Source organism: Enterovibrio norvegicus DSM 15893, from assembly GCF_900115495.1.
Taxonomy (GTDB): Bacteria; Pseudomonadota; Gammaproteobacteria; order Enterobacterales; family Vibrionaceae; genus Enterovibrio; species Enterovibrio norvegicus.
The window spans coordinates 1-24,525 of the sequence record NZ_FOWR01000010.1 but is presented as its reverse complement, the minus strand read 5'-3'; the positions used below and the strand labels follow the sequence as shown (position 1 = coordinate 24,525).

Below are 24,525 nucleotides of genomic sequence, written 5' to 3'. Positions count from 1 at the left end.
TTGTTCACTGGTGTCATTGTTATGCAAACACGGGGCGATATTCCTGCAAGGTTTTCTCTAACATGGCAACACCTCTAGGGAGGTTTGCTTCACCGCCAAGCGCTTGTATTGTCGAGCCTAAAGCATGAATGGTTCGGAATATGTTGTGCACGCGACATTGTTCGCCCATTTGCCCAATACGAATAATGTTTAGGCCAAATGAGCCCGAAATTTCAACGCGAAACTCACGGGAAATGTGGCTCAATATGTCTTTCTGATTTAACCCTTTTGGTACATGAATACCGACGACGGAATTCAATCGTGATGCCTTATCAACACAGAGGTCTAGCCCCAAACCTTCAATGCCTGCTTGAAGCGCTAATGCGCATTTCAAGTGGCGATCAAAGCGCGCTTGTAGCGTTTCTTCGCAGATCAGACGCAATGCTTCATGAATCGCCATGATGCCGGATACTGGCGCGGTGTAATGGTAAGAGCTTTGGTACCAGAATTTGTCGGCAAGTTTGGCGTCCAAGCACCAGTGGCGGAGGGTGTCTTCTCGGGTGGTGATTTTTTCCCATGCGTTATCTGAGAAGGCCACCAGTGAAACGCCGGGGATACAACTTAATCCTTTCTGACCGCCTGTAATCACTGCATCAACGCCCCATTCATCCATGTCTAATGGCATGGTGCTGAGTGTGCACACCGCATCAACGATGACGAGACAATTCGCCGCTTTCGCTGCACGACAAATCGCGGGCAGGTCGTGGTTATAGACGGTATTCGATGTCTCACCTTGTACGATGGTCAGGACTTTGGGTTGGTGCGTGGCTATGGCGGTTGCCACGGTGTCAGGATCTGCGGCTATTCCTTCTTCGACAATAAGGCGCGTTACATTGCCGCCGACACGGTCTGACATTTCAGCAAGGCGACCACTGAAGAACCCATTACTGACCGATAGCACTGCATCGCCAGGGGCGACTAAGTTGGCTACGGCCATTTCCATGGCAGCGGAGCCTGGGCCTGCAACGCCCATAATGTGTGTTGAGTCGGTTTGAAACACGTAGCGAGACATGGCTTTTACCTGCTCGATAATACGTGACATGGTTTCACCAAGGTGATTGATCACGATGCCATTGGCGGCGGCCACTTTGGCTGGAATCGGCACAGGGCCTGCACCCATCATTAGTAAAGGTTCATCTGGCAATATGGTGTCTAATGATTCAACGATTGGGGCAGATATGCGCACGCGATACTCCTGTTTACCGGACAGCGTGACCTCATGAGGGTCTATTGCACTATCTCGGTGATGTTCATGTTCCCCACACACATTAAAAATGCAGCGCTTCCCGCATGTAAAGTTTGTCTGGGTATTTTTAAATGGTTTCAAATTCCAACGACTGTCTTGGCATCTTAGAGCAGACAGGTTGTTATTCCTATCCCTCTGTTGTCTCAAGTCCCCGATCTTGTAAGGAATTCTGCTAACCGGTGCGTCACTGTTGATTGACTATGGACTATTGCAGAGAGGTTTCGGTGCTCAGGAACCTTTCTTGAGTCTCTTTGATCGAACACGTGTCCAAGACATCGCGTCTTACACTTTTTTAAACGCAACTGACGACTAGAGTAACTATCCACCAGAGTAACGGTTCACGAGAGCAGCTAGGTTGCACACGAATAACGAGGTTCCATGTGAATAACGAGGTTTCACGGGAACAGCTAGTTTCACGGGAACCGCGAGTTTCATGGGAACTGCGAGTTTCACACGAACTATGCCGTTGAAATACACAGCGCCGTTGAAATATAAAGCGCCGTTGAAATACAAAACGGAAACCATAAACCAGCCTCAATACGAACGAGGAGGCAAGATGTTGGATGTATGGAGTGATTTTCTGATGGGTGGCGCTTGGGGCGCTTGGCTCGCGTTTTACTTAGAGCGGCTGTATGCGAGGCAGGTAACCTTCATTAATTTGAGCGTGTTTGTCCTCTGGGGTCGAAGCTACAAAGCGAACTGGCGCTTAGCGAAAGTGCTCAATGTTGTTTTGCTGTCAGTCTTTCTGTTTGCTGCTTCTGCGGTGATTGGGATGTGGGTCGGCCATTGGGGATATTTCATTCTTGGCTGGTGTTTGGCGCATGGTGTGTATGCATTGGCACGATTGAGTGCTTCTCGGTATAAGATTCAGCATCAACATCAACATCAACAAGAGCAAGAACGACACGATAAAACCCGTTTCCATCGCCGACACAAAGCGCATAAATAGCGTATTCTCACGCAGCATAAAAATGCCCAGTCTGTCTGGGCATTTTTATGCCACGAAAGGGCGGCAATGTTGGGACGTCGGTGTGAACGGATAGCATTGAGTGAACAAATTAAACCCAAAGCCACCGTTAGGGCGCATACCCATGTAAAATTGTGTCGTTAACCCTTGACCGCATCGGCTTTTTGCCCGATAACGCATCTTAATATTTTTTATGGTTTTAGAGCTGAGATGGATACAGATTTACTGCGCACATTTTTAGAAGTGAACAAGACTCGTCATTTTGGCCGAGCTGCGACAAACTTGTATTTAACCCAATCTGCGGTGAGTTTTCGTATCCGTCAGCTTGAGATCAAACTCGGTACGCCCGTCTTTACCCGTAAACGTGGCGATTTACGCCTGACAGCCGCGGGTGAGCGCTTTGTACCGTATGCAGAAAGCATTCTCCAAACGTGGGGACGTGCACGTCAGGATGTGGCGCTGACGGACAGCTACCAGCAGCAATTGACGGTTGGTGCGACCTCGCTGATTTGGGAAATCGACAACAGCAGCGAATGGCTAGAGCAAGTAGAAGCGATTCAGCCGGAATGGGCGTTGCGTACGGAGTCTCTAAGCCGTCAGCAAATCTCCAATGCATTACTTGAAAAACAAGTCGATGTAGTGCTGACCAGTGAGCCGCCGAAATTGGCAGACTTACAGCAAGTTCGTTTGACGGATTTCAGCTTGGTGCTGGTCTCAAGCGAGCCAGAGCAAACCATGGAAACCATTGGCGCCTTGCCGTTGGTTTACCTTGATTGGGGCACTCGTTTCTCTGTGGAGCATAGCCGCATTCCTTCGTTGCAAAGAACCCCTGTGCTGCATAGCCACGGCTGCCAACCTGCGACCAAGTTTTTGCTTAACCGTGGTGGTGTTGGGTACTTGCCATCCACCATCGCTCAGCCTTGGATTGATGCGGGTAAACTGCACCTCGTGGAAGACAGTCCAGCCATGGAAAACGAGCTCTTCATGGTGTGGTTGTCTGTGAACGAAAAACACGAAGACATTAACTCACTTGTTGATGCGTTTACTGAACAAGCCGTGCACGATTTCGGATAAATTGACGCGACATTTCTCATTAAAAATAGCGCCCATTAGAGGCGCTTTTTTTGTGCTCAAATAACAAACGCGCTGTCCTTTGTTTACGTCCCAGCGTTGCTTGCTTAAACAATCACCATCCTGATGCGATCGCCATTGGTTTTAGTGCATTGAATGGCAGCTTAAACGTGGTTAAAACAACGACGGCACTCGGAAAATGCGTTGTATTTGTCTGGTTTGTTGGATGTTTTTAGTTGGGCCTGTTTGCTGTAAATACCTTTTCATCGTTGGTTTTATGGAATGGATTGTCGACGAATCTAAGCATACGAACAGCAAGGTTTTTTTGACACTGTAGCCATGCATTTGACGATCGAACATGCAGTTCAAAATAAATCCAAATAAACGTATTCTCCCTATTGGAATTGAGTGATCTAGGTCGCATAATGCGCTCGATTTTTAATGAGTGGTTCGCGGGAAGATTAAACAAATGTCACTTAACAATATTTCTATTCGGCATCAGATTCTGATCCCGATCCTCCTTTTAGTACTGAGTGTCTCTGCGGTTTTAATTCTTGCAAAAAGTGAAGTGGAAACTTCGTTGGTTGCAACGAGCCAAACAGCCCGTCAGGTTGTTAAAGATAAAGATGTGATTGCAAAACTCGCAGACCTTGCGTGGGCAATGCGTGTTGAAGCGATTTACGGCATTTACGATGCTGATCGTGCGAAAAACATGGATCGCAACGTGGCAGATTTGGCGAATGAGGCATTGACCACATTACGCAACATGGGTCACTCAGATCAGCTTCGCCAAGTGTCGCAAGACCTTGAACGCAGCATCAGCGATTACACGCGTTACACCAACGTAAAAGCGCAACCAACCATTGAAGCGTACTTTAACGCGCAGGTGGATGATAAAAGCTATCAAGACATGGTCAGTGAATATCGCGTGATGGGCGCAGACATGATGAAAGCCGTGAGTGAGATGTCTGCATTCATCAATCCGTTGGTGGAAAACGACCTCAAAATGTCGGATGAAAACAGCGAGAACATGGTGATCACCACGGGTTCTGTGCTGATGATGGCAATGTTGGTCGCGATGATCATTGGCTGGTGGTTGTCTGGCGTTATCGTGAAACCACTGTCTGAATTACAACATGTGATGCGTAAGTTGTCGCAAGGCGACTTGAATGCAAAAGCATCAGATGAAGGCACTAATGAGTTAGCGCGCTTGGGACGTGATACGAACCAGACCGTTGACCAACTGCGTCGTACTGTCACGACGTTGTTCAGTATCAGCGATGACGTGGCTGCTGCATCAACAGAGTTGGCGACGGTTATGACGCAATCGAGCGTGAATGCACAGCAAGAGCAAGGCGAAATTGAACAAGTAGCCTCTGCGGTCACTGAGCTTTCGAGCACGGCTGACAATGTGTCTGATAACGCGGTGAATGCCGATCATGCTGCGCGTCAAACTGATGAACTGGCGTCTCAAGGGTTGTCGATTTTCGAGCAAAGCTCACAAGCTGCTGTGCAAATGGCGGAATCCATTGAGAACACGGCAACCGTCGTAACGACGCTGCGCGAGCAATCTGTGCGCATTAGCCACGTGGTAGAAGTGATCCGTGGTATTTCTGAGCAGACTAATTTGTTGGCACTGAACGCGGCGATTGAAGCGGCGCGCGCTGGACACTCTGGTCGTGGCTTTGCGGTGGTAGCTGATGAAGTACGCATGCTGGCTGCGCGTACTGAAGCGTCGACCAAAGAGATTCAACAAATCATCGAAGGTCTTCAACATCAAGCGGCACAAGCGGGCGACAGCATGGGCACATGTATGGATGTGCTGGCGCGCACGCAAGAGCTAAGCCAAGAAGCGAATGAAGCGCTGAATGGCATTACGCGTTCTGTGGCACAAATTACAGACATGAACACCTTGGTGGCAACCGCAGCGGAACAGCAGTCGGCAGTGACGCAAGACATTCACCGTAATATCACCAACATGTCGAGCATCATCACGCAAAATGTTACGGGTATCAGCCAGAGTGCACAGGCCAGCCAAGACTTGTCTAAGCTGGCGGAAAGCCAAAAACAAGAATTGTCGTTCTTCCGCGTTTAATTCGCTTTTTGTGCGCGTCTTTGCGGACTCATAGTGCGTGGATGCACGTAACGAATACGCGCATATGTTGAGTGATACACCAAGCCGCCCTGATGGAAACATCAGGGCGGTTTTTTTGGTTGAGAAGCGCTACTGTATCGCCTGTTCAATGAGTGCGATGACGGGCTCGTAACGTTGTGGCAATGCGCGATGGCGTTTTTGCGCCAAATAGACGGTCTGCGATATGGGTTTTTCTAGCGCAAAACAGGCAAGCGCTTTCGGTGCTGAGAAGCCATCAATGACACCGGTGGGGAGCACAGTGAACCCGAGTCCTTTGGAGACAGGCAATAAAATCTGCGCGAGTTGGTTTACATAACCGCTGATTTTCATTGACTCCAAACCACGGTATTGCGCGGCGAAATTGGCGGTAAACACCAAGTCAGCATAATGCTGCCCGTCTGGATGATTGATATAGCCCAGTGCAATCAAGCCTGCATAGTCATTGCTTTCGATATTCGCGGTAACAGGCACGACAATACTGAGGTCTTCCTCTCCGAGAGGTTTTTCCATAATGGAAGGGTGATCAATGCGTTGGGTACTGATCCCAATATCGATAAGGTTCTCCATGAGGTAATGACGAATACGTTCAGCAGGTGCGGCCTCGAGGTGAATCGACAAATCAGGATGTTGCTTTTGATGTGCAAGCAAGAGCGGATAAAGCGTCATCGCCATGGTGCCAGAACAAGCAATACGAATGCTGCCTTGATGAGGACTGTCCGCTTTTAGCCGAACGAGGAAATCATTTTGCTGCTGTTTTTGCTCTGCTACAAATGCCATCAACATCATGCCGGCTTGGGTCAGCTCAAATTGTTTGCCTTCTCGATAGATCAGCACTTCGCCTAATTCGGCTTCCAATTTTTTAATGTGCTGACTGACCCCAGGTTGTGTCATAAAAAGACGCTCAGCCGTTTGTGTAAAGCTGCTCGTCTCCGCCAAGGTTTCAAACGTATTGAGCCATTTAGGGTTCAGCATGTTCCACCATAAATTAAAATTATCGATATAAGAATAAACCATAATTTTAAAGCCGTGAATGGGGTAAGTAGACTGAGTGTATTCAATAAGAAGAGAGGACACTCACATGCAAATGCCTTACCCACGTACTTTTTCACACATTGGTATTTCCGTGCCGGATCTTGAAGCGGCCGTGAAGTTTTACACGGAAGTACTTGGTTGGTATCTCATCATGGAGCCAACAGAGATCGTTGAAGACGACTCTGCGATTGGCGAAATGTGTACCGATGTTTTTGGCTCTGGCTGGGAATCATTCCGCATTGCGCATCTTTCGACAGGTGACCGTATTGGCGTCGAGCTTTTTCAATTTAAGAATCAAGAAAACCCTAAAGATAACTTCGAGTACTGGAAAACAGGGGTGTTCCACTTCTGTGTGCAAGACCCAAATGTTGAAGAATTGGCGGAGAAAATTGTGGCGGCTGGCGGAAAGAAGCGCATGAAAGCGCCACGTTATTACTACCCAGGTGAAAAGCCTTACCGCATGATCTACATGGAAGACCCGTTCGGTAATATCCTAGAAATCTATAGCCACAGCTATGAACTGCATTACGCGGCGGGTGCTTACAAGTAAATCGATCAATCCGCTATAGATTGCCCTGTTGAGAGCACAATGTTCAGTGGGGCGTTTTTGTCTTTGCTTTCTTTTCTCAGCACGTCACGCTTTCTCGCTTCTCGCTTCTCGCTTCTCGCTTCTCGCTTCTCAAGATCGAGCAATCTATTCAAAACAAAGTTGCAATTTCTAACTTTTAAATTATATTGATAATCATTCTCATTAAGATTTAAAGGTTAAGGCCAAGAATGACAACACTTGTCTCTAAATATCTTTTGCCCATCGTAAAACAGCAAAACTGGACGCTAAAAAATCGTCGCTTGGTATTTCCTGTGGTTTTGATGGCTTTGCTGATGGCGGCGCCTACCCGTGCATTAAGTTTGAGTGTGTTGTCTGATGCTTTTTGGCAAGTTGCCGCGTATGTGGCGGCGACCTTAGCGCTGTTTCACTATTTAACCGACAAATTTGACCGTCAAGGGACATGGACGAAACAACTCTCAACGCGGAGCTCGCTGCAAGTCTTGTTCGCCGCATTTATGGGGGCGCTCCCTGGGTGCGGCGGCGCGATTGTGGTGATTACCCAATATGTTCGCGGTAACTTGAGTTTTGGTGCCGTCGTGGCTGTGTTGACTGCCACCATGGGGGATGCGGCATTCTTGTTGCTCGCGACCCGCCCCATGGACGGTTTTATGATGGTGGGATTGGGCTTTGTGGTTGGCCTGATATCAGGTGTGGTTGTTGATCGTATCCACGGGGGCGATTTTCTTCGTCCAAAGGTCGCGCGCAGCAAACACCTAGATTCCAGTGATGAATCAGAGGCAGCGCTATCTGAACATGGGTTTATTAATGCGCAAGGTCGGTTTTGGCAGTGGCTTGTTTTACCTGCCATGGTGATGGCGTTGCTCGGCTCATTTCAATTGGATACGGATAGTGTGTTCCGCCTGCCAGCCGGGACATCTGAAATGCTAGGGGCGGCATTGGCGGTGATTACCGTGACGTTTTGGTCGTTGCAACGGGAAGTGAATACCTACGAATCTGTGGTGGGTGAAGATCCCAAATGCCGTCAATCGCACTTGTTCCAGCGTGTTGCTCAAGACACTAACTTTGTCACTGTATGGGTGATTGCTGCTTTCCTTGCATTTGAATTGACGATATTGGGGCTCGACATTGAACTGTCAAACGTCTTTGGCGGCTGGGGCGCACTGATGCCGTTCATGGGGGTTGCGGTTGGGTTATTGCCGGGGTGTGGCCCTCAAATCTTAGTGACCAGCTTGTACATCAGCGGGGCAGTGCCGATGTCTGCGCAAGTCGGAAACGCGATTTCGAATGACGGTGATGCGCTATTTCCCGCCATTGCGCTCGCACCCAAAGCGGCGATGATGGCAACGCTGTATTCAACAGTGCCTGCACTCATTGCGGCGTACAGCTACTTTTTCCTTTTTGAATAGTCTTTTCTGAATCGTCCTTTTGGATGGGCGTCACGCCCCGATTTGGCCGTCGATTGATTATCCAGAGAGAGGGGGACCTCTCTCTTTTTTTGTCCAAATGTTCACTTCTCTTTCATGCCCGTCTTCAGTGCGGCTCGCCACCATTGCTGTCTCTTTCACTGGCGACGAGTGCATGTTCCTTTTTGCGTTACCTTCATGCTGATGCTTTGCCCTTGTGTGACCGCTAGGAAGGGGGGGTGATGACGTGTCTAAATCTTTGAACATTCAGCGAGATTAAAAAACACACAGACTTACGCAGTTATTGTTATTTCTTTGTTTTCAATGTGTTGCTCGCCCCTGCCAAATGTGTGACGTGGCGCAAAAATGGTGATCGAGACCAAAAAAAGGACTTCATGCTATATGCAAAGACACTGCTACTCTCTTGGCAAAATATTGTGATAAGAAAGTAAATTTTAGAGAGGAGTATTCTGGGATGAATACGGAAACAAAAAAGATGTCCTTAACGACTCGCGTTCTTGTGGGCATGGTAATGGGTATTGTTACCGGGTTTGCGATTCGCTTTCTGTTTGCTGATGAAGGCTTCGTAAATAGCTACATCGTCAATGGATTATTCGATGTTGGTGGCCAGATTTTTGTTGCCAGTTTGAAGATGCTGGTTGTGCCATTGGTGTTTGTTTCGTTGGTTTGTGGTACCAGTGCACTGAAAGACATCGCGACCCTAGGCCGTTTGGGTGGCAAAACCCTGACTTTCTACTTGGGCACCACGGCGTTGGCGATCACATTCGCGATGAGCTTGGCGCTATTGGTTGGTCCGGGCAAAGGGGCTGACCTTTCCGCTGCATCAAGTTTCCAAGCCGCTGAAGCGCCGTCGTTGGGTGAAGTCATTGTTGGCATGTTCCCAACAAACCCAATCAGTTCTATGGCAGAAGGCAACACACTACAAATCATTATTTTCGCCCTATTGTTCGGCATCGCGATCAGTGCATCGGGTAAACCGGGTGAGCGTGTGGCGGCTTTCTTCCGTGATCTGAATGAAGTGATCTTGAAGCTGGTGGCGCTGTTGATGAACCTAGCGCCTTACGGTGTGTTTTGTTTGATGGCAAAGCTGTTCACGTCACTGGGTCTCTCTGCCATTTTAAGTTTGGCAGAATACTTCTTGGTGCTAAGCAGTGCGCTGATTTTGCACGCCTTGGTCACATACACCACCTTGTTGAAAGTGTTCAGTGGCCTAAGCCCAATTACCTTCTTGAAGAAGATGGAAGATGCCATCATGTTCGCCTTCTCGACGGCGTCTTCAAACGCAACCATTCCTGTGTCTATGGAAACCACCACGCGCCGCATGGGGGCAGATAACAAGATTGCCTCGTTCACGATCCCACTAGGTGCAACCATCAACATGGACGGTACGGCGATGATGCAGGGTGTGGCGACCGTGTTTATCGCGCAAGCTTTCAACGTGGATTTGTCTTTAGCCGATTACGTGACGGTAATTTTGACCGCGACACTGGCGTCTGTCGGTACTGCGGGTGTGCCGGGCGTTGGCTTGGTGATGTTGGCGATGGTATTGAACCAAGTGGGTCTGCCGCTTGAAGGCATCGCACTGATCATGGGTGTCGACCGTCTGCTGGACATGATTCGCACCGCCGTGAACATCACCGGTGACTGTGCCGTGACCTGTATTGTGGCGAAGAGTGAAGGTGCTATTGACCTTGATCGCTACAACGACATGAAAGCGGGTGAAGAAGACGAACGTATTGTATTCAAACCGTCTACTCAGTCGTAATTGCTCTTTTTGATGCGCGATGAATGGGTGATACCCCGTTTTCTCGTGACCCCAAAACGCCGTTTATCACGGCGTTTTTTTGTGCACTCGAACGTGAATTCGTGGATTTCTCGGGGTGAACCGATTGAGATCAAAGAAGTCATCGGTCGAGATGCGCAGAATGCGCCATCCCATTGACTGTGAATGTTTTGTAGCTGACTTTGATGAAAAAGTTTGATGCTAATGAGCATTTAGTTTCATTTTACGTAGCAAATATGAAGCGGCATAGTTTCTGGTCCAAAGAAAGCACAAGAGGGTGCTTTCTCTGCAATAGCAAAAATACAAAAATTGGAGTTGAGTTGTGAGTGATAAAAGCCATGACGAGTTGATGGCGCCGGATGGTGCAGTGACCCCTATCGATACCGACTACCAAGTGGGTCAAGATAACATTGCATTGAAGATCGGCCCATTTGGCCTAGACATTCATAACCGAGTGTTTGTGGTTTCGGGATCCTTAATCGCGCTGTTTGTTGCGGTTACTTTGCTGTTCCGAAACTCAGTAGGACCGGTATTTAGCGAGCTGCGTAACACGCTGACCTCGCAAATGGATTGGTTCTTCATTTCTGCGGGTAACGTGTTTGTGTTGCTCTGCTTAGTCTTAATCGTGACGCCTTTGGGCCGAGTTCGCCTTGGTGGTACAGAAGCGAAACCTGACTACACCTACGTAGGCTGGTTTTCAATGCTGTTTGCCGCTGGCATGGGTATCGGTTTGATGTTCTACGGCGTTTCTGAGCCCTTGTCCCACTATGCTGCCTCACTGGGCGGTGTGAATGTGGTTGATGGTGTGCGTACCGACTGGGCCCCATTGGGTGCTGCGTTAGGAAGCACAGAAGCGGCGAAAGATTTGGGTATGGCTGCCACGATTTTCCACTGGGGTCTTCACCCATGGGCGATTTACGCGCTGCTTGCGTTGTCTTTGGCACTGTTCTCGTTTAACAAAGGTTTGCCACTGACTATGCGCTCTGTGTTCTACCCGCTGTTTGGTGAACGCATTTGGGGCTGGCCAGGTCACATCATCGACATCACTGCGGTTGTCGCTACCTTGTTTGGTTTGGCGACGTCATTAGGTTTCGGTGCGTCTCAGGCTGCGGCGGGTTTGAACTTCTTGTTTGGCATTCCTAATGGCACGCCAACACAAATCATCTTGATCATTGGTATCACGGGTTTGGCGTTGAGTTCTGTTGTCGCAGGTTTGGACTCGGGTGTTAAACGCTTGTCTGAAATCAACATGGGTCTGGCAACTTTGCTGATGTTGTTCGTGATTGCTGTGGGTCCAACGATGGCTATTTTCAGCAGCATCTTCACCAACATGGTGGCGTACTTCGAAAACCTGCCTGCGCTGTCTATGCCGTTTGATCGCCAAGATGCGAACTATTCACAAGGTTGGACTGCGTTCTACTGGGCGTGGTGGATGTCTTGGTCTCCGTTCGTAGGTATGTTTATCGCGCGTGTTTCGCGTGGTCGCACCGTGCGTGAGTTCATCGTCTGTGTGTTGCTGATTCCAACGTCAGTGTGCGTGATTTGGATGACAACATTCGGTACAACGGCGATTGAACAACTGAACGACGGTTACCGTGCTGTGGTTGATGCGGCATTGCCACTGCAATTGTTCACCATGCTAGATGGTTTGCCTTTGTCGAGCATTACCTCGCTGCTGGGTATCGTGCTGGTGGTGATTTTCTTCGTGACGTCTTCGGATTCAGGTTCGCTAGTTATCGATACGATTTCTGCGGGCGGTAAAGTGGATGCCCCGATCCCACAACGCATCTTCTGGTGTACGTTTGTTGGTTTGGTGGCGATTTCACTCTTGCTGGGCGGCGGTTTATCTGCACTTCAAGCGATGGTGGTATCAACGGGTTTGCCATTCTGTATCGTACTGCTTCTCTGTGCGTTCTCACTGGTAAAAGGCTTGATGTCTGAACCACGCGCGTAATGAAACATAAAAATCCGGGTGCTTGTCGCCCGGTTTTTTTCCTCTTTTTTCTTTCCGTCTTTATTTTTTATTTTTCGTGTCGGATTTTTCTGCACTGCCTTATTCTGACCGCAAGAAAATGTGAACAAAGAAGAGAGTTTGGGTGCATAACTTGACGGGCACCTTGGCTTAAATTGGATCGATGCGGACGCATACACGCAACTTCTAAATGTGCTAACGCATAGGATGCTCTATGGACTACCTAGTATTTAGAGTTCAATGGTTGTGGTCAGGCGTCGCGGTGCTTATTGAGTAAAAAAAGAGCAATAATCACTGGAAATGTAGCGAAAGCTAGAATCAAAGTCGATCAATCTCTCACTATTGAAGCATTGAACTCTAAGGATATGTTACAGTGTTTAGTTGGTCAGTGAGCGTTCAATCTGCTTCTTGTTGATACGATTTTTATCGACATCGTCTCGAATATATCGCGCGAAAAGTGTGCACGTATTCGCAACAGGGTCACGGCATAAAGCCTATTGAACGACATTGACTTGCTTAACTCGCAAAACGGACAAAGGAGTTTACTGTGAGCGATAAAAGTCACGAAGAGTTGATGAAACCTGATGGTGAGGTCAACCCGATTGATACCGACTACCAGGTCGGACAAGATAACATTGCGCTTAAAATTGGTCCGTTCGGACTCGATATCCATAACCGTGTTTTCTTGATTTCAGGGCTCTTCATTACCCTGTTTGTGTTTGTCACCCTCGCTTTTCAAGAAGATGTCGCCCCGATGTTTGGTGAAATGCGTGGTTGGTTAACATCAAATCTAGATTGGTTCTTCCTCTCTGCTGGCGATATTTTTGTTGCGGTGTGTTTGTTCCTGATCGTAAGCCCTCTGGGTAAAGTCCGTTTAGGCGGTACAGAGGCAACGCCTGACTACACCTACGCTGGCTGGTTCTCCATGCTGTTCGCAGCAGGGATGGGCATCGGTCTTATGTTTTATGGCGTATCAGAACCGCTCTCCCATTATGCATCCTCTTTTGGCGGTACTGCTGTTGAAAATGGCGTGCGCACAGACTGGGCGCCGTTAGGTGCAGCAGCTGGCAACGCAGAAGAAGCGCGCAAGCTTGGTATGGCTGCGACGATTTACCACTGGGGCTTGCACCCATGGGCAATCTACGCGGTATTGGCCTTAGGCTTGGCGCTGTTTTCGTTTAACAAGGGCCTGCCCTTGACCATGCGCTCGGTGTTCTACCCATTGTTTGGTGAGCGTGTTTGGGGTTGGGTTGGTCATGTGATCGACATCCTGGCGGTTGTCGCGACCTTGTTTGGTTTGGCAACGTCGTTGGGCTTTGGTGCTTCGCAAGCTGCATCCGGTCTTAACTTCCTCTTTGGCACTCCACTGGGTACGACGACTGAAATTATTCTGGTGGTGTTAATCACCATGTTAGCGTTGGTTTCCGTGGTTGCGGGTTTGGACGCGGGTGTAAAACGTCTGTCTGAAATCAACATGATGCTGGCCATCTTGTTGCTGCTGTTCGTGATTGTGGCTGGGCCGACAATTGCCATCATGACGGGCTTCTTCAGCAACCTTGGTGCGTATCTTGAGAATCTCCCCGCGTTGGCAATGCCCTTTGGGCGGGAAGATGTCAACTTTACCCAAGGCTGGACAGCCTTCTATTGGGCGTGGTGGATATCTTGGTCGCCGTTTGTCGGCATGTTTATCGCCCGTGTATCCCGCGGTCGTACCGTGCGTGAGTTCATCATCTGCGTATTGCTTATTCCATCAGCGGCGTGTGTGCTTTGGATGACCGCCTTTGGTGGTACAGCGATCGACCAAGTGGTGAATGATGGCTATACGGCTGTCACAGAAGCGGCATTGCCACTGCAATTGTTCGCGATGCTTGATGCACTGCCGTTTGCTCAAATCACGTCGTTCATTGGTATCGTGTTGGTGGTGGTGTTCTTTGTGACTTCATCTGACTCCGGTTCTTTGGTTATCGATACGATTTCTGCGGGCGGTAAAGTAGATGCACCCGTACCACAGCGTGTATTCTGGTGTACGTTCGAAGGATTGGTCGCGATTGTATTGCTGATGGGGGGCGGATTGGTTGCCCTGCAAGCAATGGCTGTCTCGACAGGCTTCCCATTCACCATTGTGCTTTTGGTGTCCTGTGTGTCGTTGATCAAAGGTTTGATGTCTGAACCGAGAGATTAACGTCGAAGGTGACCATAAACATAGGTGACCATAGACGTAGCGAAACAGGTCTTTGTACTTGACGCTATAGAAAATGGGGCAGGCCAAGTGCCTGCCCCATTTTGTTGGTTTTGTTTAACTATGTTGCCGTCGATTAACAGCGGCTTTCTAACACTGAGATTGAGAATTAATGGAAGCGGAACAAATAGAAATCGCAGCGTTTCTCAAACAGTATGCGCCTTTTAATGAAATGGTTGAGGAAACGGTAGATGCGATTGCCAAGCAAATTGACATCTCTTATTACCGTGCAGGCACGCAGATTTTTGAATACGGTGAGCCGCTGAATGATTTGTGCGTTGTACGCAGCGGCGCGGTCGAGATCTTTCGTCGAAAAGGGGAGTTATTCAACCGTTTGACGGAAGGGGGGATCTTCGGTCAGTGGGGCTTGATGATGAACCGCCGCGTTCGCTTCCCCGCAAAGGCCATTGAAGACAGCCTGGTGTACTTTATTCCTGCGGATCTGTTTGACGATCTGTGTGAAAACAACGAAACCTTCGGCGATTTCATGGAGATCGAAGATGGCTCTCGTTTGCGTCAAGCCGTTGAGAATCATAAAGACAGCAATGATCTGACGACATCGAAAGTCACGGATTTGATTTTGCGTGACCCTGTGACAGTTGGATGTGAAGCCACCGCGCAGGAAGCCGCACAGATCATGACGGAAGAAGGGGTTTCTTCGTTGCTCGTGATGTCGATAGATATCGAAGAAGACGAGCGTGAACAGCAGCGTATTTTAGGCATTCTTACCGACCGTGATTTACGGTCGCGCATTCTTGCCCAAGGCATGCCGTATGACACCCAAGTGTCTGAGATCTTAACGCCGCAAGTGATCACCCTTGATCACAATGCCTATGTTTTTGAAGCCATGTTGCTGATGCTGCGAAACAATCTGCATCATCTGCCGATTTTACGTCACCAAAAGCCCATTGGCGTGATTGCGCTCTCTGACATCGTGCGTTACGAATCTCAAAGCAGCTTAGTGATCGTGAACAGTATTTTCCGTCAGCAATCTATCGAAGATTTGGAAGTCTTGTCGAAAGACGTGCCTGCGTGTTTCTCGCGCATGGTGCAAGAAGACGCTAACTCACACATGATTGGCTCTGCAATGGCGGTGATTGGGCGCAGCTTTAAACAACGTTTGTTGGAGCTTGGCGAAGAAGAATTTGGTCCGCCACCGGTGGGATATTGCTTCTTAGCGTTGGGCTCGATGGCGCGTGATGAGCAGCTGATCGTGACAGATCAAGACAATGCGATGATCTTGGACGACAAATACGACCCCGCAGAGCACGAACCGTATTTTGCGAACTTGGCGAAGTTCGTCAGTGATGGCCTTGCGCGCTGTGGTTACAGCTATTGTACCGGTAACATCATGGCGACGAACCCTGAATGGCGTAAAACCCGCACCGAGTGGGAAGCCACGTTTGCGGAATGGATTGATCAACCGAATCCAAAGTCTTTGCTCAACAGTAACATCTTCTTTGACTTGGATGGTGTGTACGGTGCGACCAACTGGGCAGAACAACTTAAAGCCTTTGTAGGACGTCGGGCACGTCGTAATAATCGTTTTCTTGCATGCATGGCGCGAAATGCGCTGAACCGCACGCCACCATTGGGTTTCTTTAAAGACTTCGTGTTGGAACAAGATGGCCGTCATAAGAATTCGATGAACCTGAAACGTCGCGGCACCGCGCCGTTGGCGGATTTGATTCGTGTTCACGCGTTGGCGGTGGATTCACGTTCACAAAACTCCTTTGAACGTTTAGATGACATCATTGAAGCGGGTATTTTGCCGAAAGGACGGGGTACGGATTTACGCGATGCAATGGAGTTTATTTCCACGGTGCGCATTCGTCACCAAGCTTTGGATGTGGCGGGTGAGCAAGAGCCTGATAACAACATTGAACCTGAAAACCTGTCCGACTTTGAGCGTCGAAATCTGAAGGATGCATTCCAAATCCTCAGCAATGCGCAGAAGTTTTTGAAATACCGTTATCAACCCAGCCGCAGTAATTAGGTGACCCGTGCTATTTCTTGAACCCAACAAAGGGGCACCGCTTGTGCAAGCGGGCCCGGATTGGCCAACCGTCATCAAACGCTTGAAAGAGCGGGCGAAGGTGCCATTGCTGGAACGCTTCTATGACGCGGGCGTGGTCAGTGGCGATACGCCGCTGTCGGACGTGAAATTTGTGGCGCTGGATCTTGAAACCACAGGGCTCGATCCACAGAACAACGACATTGTGAGCATTGGTCTGGTGCCGTTTACCTTGTCGCGAATTCATTGCCGAGAAGCCAAACATTGGATTGTTAAGCCGCGTAAACCGTTGGAAGAAGATTCCGTATGTTTCCACGGTATCACGCATTCTGATGTGAGCGATGCCCCCGATTTCCAACGTGTGCTAGAAGAAGTGTTGTCTCACCTCGAAGGTAAAATAGTGGTGGTGCATTATCGCCGCATTGAGCGCGAGTTTTTAGATACCGCTGTGAAACAACGCCTAGGTGAGGGGTTGCTGTTTCCTGTGATTGATACCTTGGAAGTGGAATCATGGTATTACCGAAAACCAAGCAACAAATTCTGGTCTTGGTTGTTGAAAAAACCACTGACATCAATTCGTCTTGCAGACAGTCGTCGTCGTTATAACTTGCCTTTCTATCAAGGGCACAACGCGCTGACAGATGCGGTCGCAACCGCAGAATTACTGCAAGCGCAAGTGGCACATCGTTTCCGTCCTGATTACCCCGTCAAAGCGTTGTGGCGATAAGCTGACACGCCAATACCCCGATGACGCTCTTTGTTTCGAAGGGCGTCATAGACTTCTGAATATCCTTACATTTAACCGCTTGAATCGCGCAAGTTCACGTTTTTTTCATTCAATCGGCGTAGATTAGGCTGTTGAAACGCTGCAAGTAAGTCGCTGTGTTAGAGTCAAAGTATTCCCGCAGAGGGATGACCAGTATCTGTCAGGTCGTTCAGATATATACATTCGCTGCCGATAAAGGATGGCAAGATGATTGAAGAAAACAAAGTCGTAAAAATTGATTACACCGTCAAGGACGAAACAGGTCAGGTAATCGATACGTCTGAAGGTAAAGAGCCACTCGCATACCTTGCTGGCGCGGGCAACATTATCCCTGGTCTGGAAAAAGCCCTTGTAGGTAAAGCGGAAGGTGACGCATTCCAAGCGGAAGTGCACCCTGAAGATGCTTACGGAGATCGTAACGAAGCACTGATTCAAACCGTTGAGAAGAGTGTCTTCCAAGGTGTTGAAGAACTTGAAGTTGGCATGGTGTTCAACGCTCAAGGTCCACAGGGCAACATTCAAGTGACTATCGTTGAAATCGAGGGTGAAGATGTGACCATTGATGGCAACCACCCACTTGCTGGTTTGGTTTTGCATTTTGAAGGCGTTGTGCGCGAAGTTCGCGACGCGACGGCAGAAGAGTTAGAGCACGGCCACGTGCATTAATCGTTTAACGGTTAACATCCTTATTTGAAAGCGAGCCATTGGCTCGCTTTTTTCGTTTTAGCATTAAGTTTGTGTTGAAACGTTATTCGGAAGGGGTTTCTTGTCGGTCGCTGGTGGTCAGAATTGCGTTGAATATCCTTGCATCATCAAAATGGCGTTCGCCAATAAAGGCGATGGCGTGTTGCCCTTGTTGCCGCATTGCCCCCGGATTTCTTACCCCAAATGGCCACAAAAACCACCGTTCGCCTCGGGCGCTTTCTGCCAGAACACCATGTTGGTTGAAGGGGCTAAGGACATTGCCGTTTGATGCTTTTAACGTAAGCAAGGCATCCAGTGGTTGCGTATTGAGGCCAATAGCTGCAGGTATGTTACTGGTAAAATGTAAATCAGTGATCATGTGTCTGCCGCCGGACAGCGATACATGCAAACGGTCTGATGGTTGCGGTTTCGCGAGGTGCTGTTGAATCGGTTTCTCGTGTTCACTCTCGATGAAAGAGAGTGCCGGGCTAAGTGCATACACCATGTGAAAGCAACCACATTGATGAATGGCATCCACGATCAAAGGCGTCCCCTGTTCATCCAACGTTATGCGGATATTCACTGCATCAAATGCACCGCTATACGGGTCAAATGTGCTTTCTGCGGGCCTTGCTGAGAACCACAAGACGTAATTGAGTTGAAGTAGGGTGTCGCCATTGAACTGGGTATAGCTGATGTCTTGATACAGCGTAGGTGTGTTTGTGTTGATGGTAGGCGAGGCATCATCGTCGAGTTCAAGGGCTCCCGGCAAGTCTGCCTTTGACAGGGTTTCAACCGTAAAGACGGGCGCATAGTGGCTAAGAAGTTGGTCTGCTTCTGGCTCAGAGAGCATAGGCCAATTCAGCGCGGACTCTTTACGTGCTTGTTCCATCATTTTTTGAATGGTGAGGTGCGCATCGTTGCGCGCGTTCTCGGCATTCACGAGTACGTCATAGTGAAAAGGATGGGCTAGTGGGCGTGTGAATTCACGTTGGATATGTGCCTGCTCTTCTTCTATTTGGCCTTTCACGACCAGACTCGCAATGGGGTAGAGGCCGAATACGCGCTTCCACGGTTGGTACGCGGATGGAATAACGACAGGCATTTCGTCGACTTGGGTCCAAAACAACTCGCTCTCAATGCTTGATTGCGCCAATTGTTCTTGGCATTGCTGGAGAGATTCGCGACGTTGTGGGGTAAGGCCGTTTTGCCATGCCAAGGCGGTGTGAAGTTGCTTTTCACCTAAACCATGTACATAGGCGAGCCATTGGCTTTTGCCTTCTTGGGTTGTTAACGCCGCGGGTAAAGAAGTGCTGAAGCGATCAAATGCTAGGTGAGGAAAGCGCGCATCGTAGTCGAAAGGTAAGAGGGAGGCGTGCGTGGTCTTAACTTCTTGATAGAAGGCTTGAAGCTGTTTTTCACACTGCTGCGAGGGGATGTCGTTGTAGAGCGATGGCGGCGTTGATACACAGCCTGATAATACGCTTAATAAACAGAGGGTTATGAACCTTGATCCCACTTTGATTCTCCAGCTTAGGGTAATGTGCGACGTATTCAGTGTGACGAAAAAATGAGTAAATATGAAAACGGAAAAGCAAAAAATGCTAAGTGGCGAGCTATATCGTGCAAGCGATCCGGAATTGGTGGCTGACAAAACACGTTGCCGTGAAGCGATGCGACGTTTTAACCAAAGCTTGCCAGATACTGATGAGTGGAGGATCGCCAAGCGCGATTTGTTGCCGAATGCCTGCGAAACACTCTATGCCGAACCGCCTTTTTATTGTGATTACGGCCAGCACATCACCGTGGGTAAAGGCGTGTTCATGAACTTTAGCTGCACCATTTTGGATGTTGCGCCTGTGACCATTGGTGACAATGTCATGATGGCGAATAACGTTCAACTGCTGACCGCAACGCACCCATTGGATGTGCAGCGCCGCGTGGGCAATTTGGAAGAGTACGGTTTACCGATCACCATTGGTAAGAACAGCTGGATTGGTGGCGGGGTGATTGTTTTACCCGGCGTCACGATCGGAAAGAACTGCGTGATTGGCGCGGGCAGTGTAGTGAACAAAAGCATTCCAGACAACAGCGTTGCGGTGGGGAATCCGTGTCGCGTGGTGAAAACCTTGTTGGAAGACGAAGTGGCGTTGAAAACCGCGGAATAGCGTTTTATCCGCGTTGTAGAGCGCTTACTGGATATTAAAAGGTAAGCGTTTCTAGTTCGATCAAAACTGTCATTGCGTGGGCGTTGGTCACGCCGCAAATCTCTCTATCTGCTTTGAATTGGCTGCATACCGCGGGACGGTCTGGTTGGCCAAAAATCTTACACAGATTTTCTTCGTTCAATTGAATGCAGCGTTCACCAGCCGCTTTGCCGTTTGGCATACCCGGAATGGGCGATGAAATGCTTGGCGCGATGCAACAGGCTCCGCAGCCGAGTCGACATTCTACTTCTTGCTCTTTCATCCATTCCACTCAACACTCAAAAGAAGGCGCGCACATTATCACTCGTTAGTGACTAACACAAAAGGTTGCCGTCACTCACACGTAACTTATTGATCTTGTCTGATAGGCCTTGCACTTTCGTTAGTGGGTGGTATAAACACCGCCTCATGGCTACATCGTTATAGCTTCATCATTTTCTGGCAGGACACGTAATAATGACAACACCCTTCTGGCAACAAAAGACACTGACCGACATGACGGACACTGAGTGGGAATCACTCTGTGATGGTTGTGGTAAGTGCTGCCTTCACAAGCTGATTGATGAAGAGACAGAAGAGTTGTACTACACCAACGTCGCTTGCAGCCTGCTGGATGATAAAACCTGTTCGTGCAAAGACTATACGAACCGTTTCAGCTATGACGAAGATTGTTTGAAGCTATCTCGTGAGAAAATCGAAGAATTTTACTGGCTACCCGACACGTGCGCATACCGCTTACTGGCTGAAAAAAAGCCACTTCCAGAATGGCACCCGCTCATTACGGGCTCAAAGGATGCCATGCACGCGGCGGATGAATCTGTGCGTGAAAAAGTCGTGTACGAAATTGACGTGATCGACTGGGAAGACCACATCCTGAACCATCCGCGCAAGGGCAACTAGACGTGAAACTCGTTCTTGGCCCGATGGAAGGTGTGCTTGATGCGTTGATGCGTCAAATGCTCACTGAAATTAATGGTTACGATCTCTGTGTGACAGAGTTTGTACGCGTTGTTGATGCGTTGCTTCCTCCGCGTGTATATCACCGGATGAGCCCTGAGCTTGCTGCGGGTGGTAAAACGGCATCGGGTACGCCGGTGCGTATTCAATTGTTGGGGCAATCGCCACAGTATATGGCTGAAAACGCGGCGCAGGTCATTGAGCTTGGCTCTGCGGGTGTCGATATCAACTTTGGTTGCCCTTCAAAAATGGTGAATGGCAGCAACGGTGGTGCGGCGCTGTTGAAAAACCCTGAGTTAATGTATCAAGTGGTGAAAGCCGTTCGTGACGCTGTGCCTAGTGATGCGGTTGTCAGTGCAAAAGTGCGCTTGGGCTTTGATGATTGTTCGCCTTACCGTGAAATTGTGGATGCCGTGCAGTCCGCGGGTGCGAATGAAATCGTGGTACATGGTCGAAGCAAGGCGGATGCCTATAAACCGGGCACGGTGCGTTGGGATTTGATTGGCGACATCGCTGATCGCCTCACCATTCCTGTTACGGCAAACGGTGATATTTGGGGACAAGACGACGCCATTCGTTGCCAAGAGGTGACAGGTTGCAACACCTTAATGGTGTGCCGTGGCGCGTTGAATATTCCTAACCTTGGTGCCCACATTAAAATGGGGCAAGCGCTGATGACATGGCATGAAGTGCTGATTTTATTGGTGCGATACTCAGAGTTTGAGATCCGTGGCGACAAGGGCTTGTACTACGCAAACCGTGTGAAGCAATGGTTCCGGTATCTCAAAGATCAGTATCCAGAAGCTCATCCTGTGTTCATGGAACTGCGCCAATACAACGACAAATTCAAAGTGCTTTCCATCATCGTTGATGCGCTTAACAAGCTCGAGAAGAAACCCGTTTTAGTAGGCGTGTGCTAAACGCTGCTGCGTGATTGATCTCGTCAGTAATGTCGCGATGTAGACAGTAAAAAGGCAGACCCTAGGTCTGCCTTTTTCGTTCATGTCGATCTTTGTCAGTGATAATGGCGTGATCAGGAAAGCGTCAATACGCGGCCTGGGAGGATGCGCATGTCTAACCTTCCCGGCCAGTTTTGCTCCGTTAACGCATGGATCATACCGCGAGCGACTCTGACCGCTTCAACGGGTTCAACATCCGCAAATGGCCCTGCGAGGAAAGGTTTGAAGATTGGCATGATGCGTTGAAGCATTTGCTCGTCTTTTCTTTCAACATCACGCTGTCCAAGCAGAGGCCCTGGTCTTGCGACAAGCAGGCGCTCAAATCCCATTTCAGAGAGCGCGCGTTCCATTTTCCCTTTACAACGTAGGTAGTGAGAGGGTGACCAAGGGTGGGCGAACATGCTAGACACGACAGAAACGTGTTTTACGCCCATCACTGCCATCATGCGTGCGACTTTCACCACTAAGTGCAGATCAATATCTTCTAAGGCTTTGTTGGAACCCGCGATTTTTTTCGTGGTGCCAAGGGCGATATAGCCCTGCAGTGGAACAGCCCATTCAGGTTGCCAATGTGTCACCGTAAGATCCTGACTTTGATGAACAATGATCTTCGGTGAACTAACAGCGATAGGGCGGCGCGTGACCACGTGTATTTGTGTAACGTCAGGTTCGCCAAGCAGTTGATGGAGAATTTCGTCGCCCACCAAGCCAGTTGCGCCTGCCAAAATGACACTTCGAGACGATGGCACTAATAAGTCCTTTTAAATAAGTGACAACACAACGAGGCTATCATGAAGTGAGGAAAAGTGATCATATTGATGATGTGGATATTCGAGACAAATCGTCGTCTGTTTTGCTGAAAAATAGCATAAGCGATGTAGAATGCGCTTTAGCGAAATGATCGTAATCAGACAATCATCAAGAGAAAAGCGTAAGAATCTGTAACGGCTCTTTTGCTACTATCACATTCGCTGATTTATCGTCCTCTGTGCTTGTTATCAGTAACGCGCGAGGGGCGACTACTTTCTAATTTTGAACCTTGAGATCCGTAATGACCAAACTTGTTGAACTGCATGACGATTGGGCAGGTATGCCAGCCTCGTTTATTGAAGGCGCACTCTTGGCGGCAAATCTATCGCCAGCACCACTAGACCCAGACATGTGGCTTCCTTTGCTCATTACAGGCGGTGTTGAAGAAGACGATGTTGAGCCGCTGAGCGCAGAACAAAAGCGCAACATCATGCTACGTTTCGAGCAGCAATATGTGTTGCTCATGAAGCACGAATACGCGTTGCCTTCTGAGCTTTCATTGGAATCAGCCCGCACCGAAACGCACCAAGCGTTTGCAGAAGGCTTCTTGGCGGTATGGCCTCACATTGAACCTGCGTGGCAGGAAGTGACGGTATCAGACGGTAGCCGTCGTATGTTGTCAGCGTTAATGACCACCATGCTGTTTTTGCACGACGAAAAGGGCACGCTGGCACAAATGGAAGAAGCGGGCCTTTCGTCTCTGCCATCGCCAGAAAAATACTATCAGCAGCTTCCTCTCATGATTAACGAAGTGGCGCTGGCGGCGGATGAAGTGCAACAAGGATCGGGCGCACGTGCCGTGAATCCTTACAAATCGGTTGGCCGCAACGATCCTTGCCCATGCGGTAGCGGTAAGAAATTCAAAAAGTGCTGCGGCAAGTAAGCGAGAGCGGTAACTAATCATGATGGAAAAGCCACTGTGGGTGGTTGCAGGTGTGGTGACTGACGGTGAGCGTGTACTCATTACCCAGCGCCATGATACCGAAGATGCAAAAGGGTTATGGGAGTTTCCTGGTGGCAAGGTCGAAGCAGGAGAAACTGAACCTGAAGCCTTGTCGCGTGAGCTGAAAGAAGAACTCGATGTTACTGTTGAGGTCGGAGAATTTCTCACCGAAACGTTACATCACTATCCGACTAAATCGGTATTGCTACGCAGCTACCGTTGTCGATGCGAAGCGGGGGAAATTACCTTGCATTGCCATCAGGCGATGGCGTGGGTAACACCGTCAGAGCTTGCGGAATATGTTTTCAGTGATGCCGACAAGCCTTTGGTCTCTTTGCTGCGTGAACAGCGCTGATTCGCTTACCCTGCACCCATAAAAAATCCCTGCCTTGGCATAAGGCCACTCGCTTAAGAGCGAGTGGCTTTTTTCTCTCTGGTTCTGGTTGGATATTTTGCGGGTCTTTTCAACACTGCCCGAGGGTACGCTTTCCTCTTTCTCTTGTTAGGTAATATCAGCCGTTTGCCATTTTCTCTAAGCATTTTTAGTGCATTTGGGATTGCACCAGGACTTCTGCCACTCGCCCAGATAAACTCATCTTGGATGAGATATAGCGCATTGAGGAAGCTTATCCTAAGCGGCTCAACTTTGTGCTCTTTCGCCATCGCTGCCATTTCTAAACGGACGATATTGTAAGACGTCAGGATCC

General features: G+C 49.0%; 21 protein-coding genes and 1 pseudogene. 16 read left to right on the top strand and 6 right to left on the bottom strand.

Annotated features, from left to right (window positions below; translation table 11 throughout):
- Positions 1 to 19 precede the first annotated feature (19 nt).
- On the bottom strand, positions 20 to 1,225 hold the full coding sequence (locus BM082_RS07960) for a pyridoxal-phosphate-dependent aminotransferase family protein (protein ID WP_017012761.1): 1,206 nt from the start codon (positions 1,223 to 1,225) through the stop codon (positions 20 to 22).
- A gap of 616 nt (positions 1,226 to 1,841) precedes the next feature.
- Here BM082_RS07960 and BM082_RS07950 point away from each other — a divergent pair.
- The 3 genes from BM082_RS07950 (at position 1,842) to BM082_RS07940 (ending at position 5,418) form a co-directional block, all read left to right on the top strand.
- Positions 1,842 to 2,234, top strand: a complete 393-nt coding sequence (locus BM082_RS07950; protein ID WP_074926452.1) for a hypothetical protein — start codon at positions 1,842 to 1,844, stop codon at positions 2,232 to 2,234.
- A gap of 228 nt (positions 2,235 to 2,462) precedes the next feature.
- Positions 2,463 to 3,326 carry a LysR family transcriptional regulator gene (locus BM082_RS07945; protein ID WP_074926449.1) on the top strand — a complete coding sequence of 288 codons (864 nt, stop codon included), beginning with the start codon at positions 2,463 to 2,465 and terminating at the stop codon, positions 3,324 to 3,326.
- A gap of 466 nt (positions 3,327 to 3,792) precedes the next feature.
- Complete coding sequence (locus BM082_RS07940) at positions 3,793 to 5,418, top strand: methyl-accepting chemotaxis protein (RefSeq protein WP_074926446.1); 1,626 nt, start codon at positions 3,793 to 3,795, stop codon at positions 5,416 to 5,418.
- 129 nt (positions 5,419 to 5,547) lie between these two features.
- Here the strand turns inward: BM082_RS07940 and BM082_RS07935 are convergent, their stop codons facing one another.
- The gene (locus tag BM082_RS07935; RefSeq protein ID WP_026024800.1) at positions 5,548 to 6,429 is read right to left on the bottom strand and encodes a LysR family transcriptional regulator; all 882 of its coding nucleotides are present in this window, start codon (positions 6,427 to 6,429) and stop codon (positions 5,548 to 5,550) included.
- Positions 6,430 to 6,535: 106 nt separating this feature from the next.
- On the opposite strand from BM082_RS07935, the gene BM082_RS07930 reads away from it, so the two are divergent.
- The 8 genes from BM082_RS07930 (at position 6,536) to BM082_RS07890 (ending at position 17,924) form a co-directional block, all read left to right on the top strand.
- Entirely contained in the window at positions 6,536 to 7,039 is a 504-nt protein-coding gene (locus BM082_RS07930; protein WP_017012056.1) for a lactoylglutathione lyase family protein, read from the top strand.
- A 227-nt stretch (positions 7,040 to 7,266) separates the two neighbouring features.
- A complete protein-coding gene (locus tag BM082_RS07925) occupies positions 7,267 to 8,466 on the top strand; it encodes a putative manganese transporter (RefSeq protein WP_074926442.1) in 1,200 nt (399 codons plus the stop codon).
- A 472-nt stretch (positions 8,467 to 8,938) separates the two neighbouring features.
- On the top strand, positions 8,939 to 10,249 hold the full coding sequence (locus tag BM082_RS07920; protein ID WP_074926438.1) for a dicarboxylate/amino acid:cation symporter: 1,311 nt from the start codon (positions 8,939 to 8,941) through the stop codon (positions 10,247 to 10,249).
- A 340-nt stretch (positions 10,250 to 10,589) separates the two neighbouring features.
- Complete coding sequence (locus BM082_RS07910) at positions 10,590 to 12,221, top strand: BCCT family transporter (protein ID WP_017012060.1); 1,632 nt, start codon at positions 10,590 to 10,592, stop codon at positions 12,219 to 12,221.
- A 592-nt stretch (positions 12,222 to 12,813) separates the two neighbouring features.
- Positions 12,814 to 14,421, top strand: a complete 1,608-nt coding sequence (locus BM082_RS07905; protein ID WP_267867757.1) for a BCCT family transporter — start codon at positions 12,814 to 12,816, stop codon at positions 14,419 to 14,421.
- A gap of 169 nt (positions 14,422 to 14,590) precedes the next feature.
- Complete coding sequence (locus BM082_RS07900) at positions 14,591 to 16,474, top strand: DUF294 nucleotidyltransferase-like domain-containing protein (protein WP_017012062.1); 1,884 nt, start codon at positions 14,591 to 14,593, stop codon at positions 16,472 to 16,474.
- Between the two features lie 7 nt (positions 16,475 to 16,481).
- On the top strand, positions 16,482 to 17,219 hold the full coding sequence (locus BM082_RS07895) for a 3'-5' exonuclease (RefSeq protein ID WP_017018052.1): 738 nt from the start codon (positions 16,482 to 16,484) through the stop codon (positions 17,217 to 17,219).
- 246 nt (positions 17,220 to 17,465) lie between these two features.
- Positions 17,466 to 17,924: an FKBP-type peptidyl-prolyl cis-trans isomerase gene (locus BM082_RS07890; RefSeq protein ID WP_017018053.1), complete on the top strand. Its 459-nt coding sequence runs from the start codon at positions 17,466 to 17,468 to the stop codon at positions 17,922 to 17,924.
- Between the two features lie 82 nt (positions 17,925 to 18,006).
- Here the strand turns inward: BM082_RS07890 and BM082_RS07885 are convergent, their stop codons facing one another.
- On the bottom strand, positions 18,007 to 19,461 hold the full coding sequence (locus BM082_RS07885) for a hypothetical protein (RefSeq protein WP_074926436.1): 1,455 nt from the start codon (positions 19,459 to 19,461) through the stop codon (positions 18,007 to 18,009).
- A gap of 61 nt (positions 19,462 to 19,522) precedes the next feature.
- On the opposite strand from BM082_RS07885, the gene BM082_RS07880 reads away from it, so the two are divergent.
- Positions 19,523 to 20,110, top strand: coding sequence for a sugar O-acetyltransferase (locus BM082_RS07880; RefSeq protein ID WP_017012066.1), 588 nt, complete (start codon positions 19,523 to 19,525; stop codon positions 20,108 to 20,110).
- A gap of 34 nt (positions 20,111 to 20,144) precedes the next feature.
- Here the strand turns inward: BM082_RS07880 and BM082_RS07875 are convergent, their stop codons facing one another.
- Entirely contained in the window at positions 20,145 to 20,411 is a 267-nt protein-coding gene (locus BM082_RS07875; RefSeq protein ID WP_017012067.1) for a YkgJ family cysteine cluster protein, read from the bottom strand.
- A 194-nt stretch (positions 20,412 to 20,605) separates the two neighbouring features.
- Between BM082_RS07875 and BM082_RS07870 the strand changes: the two genes are divergently transcribed.
- Together BM082_RS07870 and dusC are read left to right on the top strand one after the other, a co-directional pair.
- Positions 20,606 to 21,049, top strand: coding sequence for a YcgN family cysteine cluster protein (locus BM082_RS07870; RefSeq protein WP_017012068.1), 444 nt, complete (start codon positions 20,606 to 20,608; stop codon positions 21,047 to 21,049).
- A 2-nt stretch (positions 21,050 to 21,051) separates the two neighbouring features.
- On the top strand, positions 21,052 to 22,026 hold the full coding sequence (gene dusC / locus BM082_RS07865; RefSeq protein WP_074926434.1) for a tRNA dihydrouridine(16) synthase DusC: 975 nt from the start codon (positions 21,052 to 21,054) through the stop codon (positions 22,024 to 22,026).
- A gap of 113 nt (positions 22,027 to 22,139) precedes the next feature.
- On the opposite strand, the gene BM082_RS07860 is transcribed toward dusC, so the two are convergent.
- Positions 22,140 to 22,814, bottom strand: a complete 675-nt coding sequence (locus BM082_RS07860; protein WP_074926431.1) for a Rossmann-fold NAD(P)-binding domain-containing protein — start codon at positions 22,812 to 22,814, stop codon at positions 22,140 to 22,142.
- A gap of 302 nt (positions 22,815 to 23,116) precedes the next feature.
- Here BM082_RS07860 and BM082_RS07855 point away from each other — a divergent pair, with 302 nt between their 5' ends.
- Both BM082_RS07855 and BM082_RS07850 read left to right on the top strand, forming a co-directional pair.
- Complete coding sequence (locus tag BM082_RS07855; RefSeq protein WP_017012071.1) at positions 23,117 to 23,758, top strand: YecA family protein; 642 nt, start codon at positions 23,117 to 23,119, stop codon at positions 23,756 to 23,758.
- A gap of 19 nt (positions 23,759 to 23,777) precedes the next feature.
- A complete protein-coding gene (locus BM082_RS07850; RefSeq protein ID WP_074926428.1) occupies positions 23,778 to 24,173 on the top strand; it encodes a (deoxy)nucleoside triphosphate pyrophosphohydrolase in 396 nt (131 codons plus the stop codon).
- A gap of 53 nt (positions 24,174 to 24,226) precedes the next feature.
- Here the strand turns inward: BM082_RS07850 and BM082_RS07845 are convergent.
- A pseudogene (locus BM082_RS07845) lies at positions 24,227 to 24,525 on the bottom strand (IS4 family transposase); the annotation flags it as partial.

Bases quoted from the DNA above. Each gene is read 5' to 3' on its own strand.
- BM082_RS07950 (WP_074926452.1), top strand. From the start codon at position 1,842: ATGTTGGATGTATGGAGTGATTTTCTGATGGGTGGCGCTTGGGGCGCT.
- BM082_RS07945 (WP_074926449.1), top strand. From the start codon at position 2,463: ATGGATACAGATTTACTGCGCACATTTTTAGAAGTGAACAAGACTCGT.
- BM082_RS07940 (WP_074926446.1), top strand. From the start codon at position 3,793: ATGTCACTTAACAATATTTCTATTCGGCATCAGATTCTGATCCCGATC.
- BM082_RS07935 (WP_026024800.1), bottom strand. From the start codon at position 6,429: ATGCTGAACCCTAAATGGCTCAATACGTTTGAAACCTTGGCGGAGACG.
- BM082_RS07930 (WP_017012056.1), top strand. From the start codon at position 6,536: ATGCAAATGCCTTACCCACGTACTTTTTCACACATTGGTATTTCCGTG.
- BM082_RS07925 (WP_074926442.1), top strand. From the start codon at position 7,267: ATGACAACACTTGTCTCTAAATATCTTTTGCCCATCGTAAAACAGCAA.
- BM082_RS07920 (WP_074926438.1), top strand. From the start codon at position 8,939: ATGAATACGGAAACAAAAAAGATGTCCTTAACGACTCGCGTTCTTGTG.
- BM082_RS07905 (WP_267867757.1), top strand. From the start codon at position 12,814: ATGAAACCTGATGGTGAGGTCAACCCGATTGATACCGACTACCAGGTC.
- BM082_RS07900 (WP_017012062.1), top strand. From the start codon at position 14,591: ATGGAAGCGGAACAAATAGAAATCGCAGCGTTTCTCAAACAGTATGCG.
- BM082_RS07890 (WP_017018053.1), top strand. From the start codon at position 17,466: ATGATTGAAGAAAACAAAGTCGTAAAAATTGATTACACCGTCAAGGAC.
- BM082_RS07880 (WP_017012066.1), top strand. From the start codon at position 19,523: ATGAAAACGGAAAAGCAAAAAATGCTAAGTGGCGAGCTATATCGTGCA.
- BM082_RS07875 (WP_017012067.1), bottom strand. From the start codon at position 20,411: ATGAAAGAGCAAGAAGTAGAATGTCGACTCGGCTGCGGAGCCTGTTGC.
- BM082_RS07870 (WP_017012068.1), top strand. From the start codon at position 20,606: ATGACAACACCCTTCTGGCAACAAAAGACACTGACCGACATGACGGAC.
- BM082_RS07855 (WP_017012071.1), top strand. From the start codon at position 23,117: ATGACCAAACTTGTTGAACTGCATGACGATTGGGCAGGTATGCCAGCC.
- BM082_RS07850 (WP_074926428.1), top strand. From the start codon at position 23,778: ATGATGGAAAAGCCACTGTGGGTGGTTGCAGGTGTGGTGACTGACGGT.